Here is a 711-nt window from a genome sequence, read left to right as displayed (position 1 = left end):
TGACCGCATTGGAGACAATAGCTCATACCGACTACCTTTATTAGTAAATATTGTGTGTCCACTTATCTTAAAAGTTTTTTTGCCGTTCTGATGTTTGCTTTTGTATACAGCAGCGATAGTGGAAAATACTTTTGAGGATATCCTTTTACTTTTAATGAGAAAAGCTATTTTATTTAAGTTTTATGATTACAACGAAAGCGCTCTGACAGCTCATTTCAATCGCCATCAGAGCGTTACTGGTTTATCGAGTATATCCTACCTAGGAATTAGGTTATAGGAATTGGGTTTTTGTTTCGAGTAACTGTGTGCGTAGTCCACCTGCTACCGAAGCAGAAATAGGAATCAATGGCGTTACAGTGGCTTGAAAGTCATGATAAAGATCTTCGCGCGTCGGATACACGACCGTACTTAAATTGCCATCTGCATCTACCTCATGACGCCAGCCACCGTGCTCAAGATCAATCAAAGTACTGGCAATATAATCCCAAGCTAAGCGGTAGTAATGTTCAAAGAGCGGATCATCCGTACGGCGAGATAGCATTAGCGCGGTATTTGCCATTTCAGCCTGTACCCAATAAGGACGGTTTGGTATTGAAATCTCATCATCCCAGCCAATGGTATAAACCATGCCGGACTGACCGTCAGGTGACCAGCCGCGATCGATAGCGCTATTAAATAAGGTGATGGCATCAGGTAGCAGCCAATCAGGCA

1 protein-coding gene is annotated in these 711 nt (G+C 42.6%); it reads right to left on the bottom strand.

The window, feature by feature from the left end; genetic code table 11:
* Positions 1 to 271 precede the first annotated feature (271 nt).
* The coding region (locus ACS8FC_RS17465) for an AGE family epimerase/isomerase (protein WP_439297716.1) at positions 272 to 711 on the bottom strand (440 nt) is incomplete at its 5' end.

This window comes from Psychrobacter sp. 1Y4, from assembly GCF_051847555.1.
The sequence above is the reverse complement of the archived record's forward strand: the minus strand, read 5'-3'. Positions and strand labels throughout refer to the sequence as shown.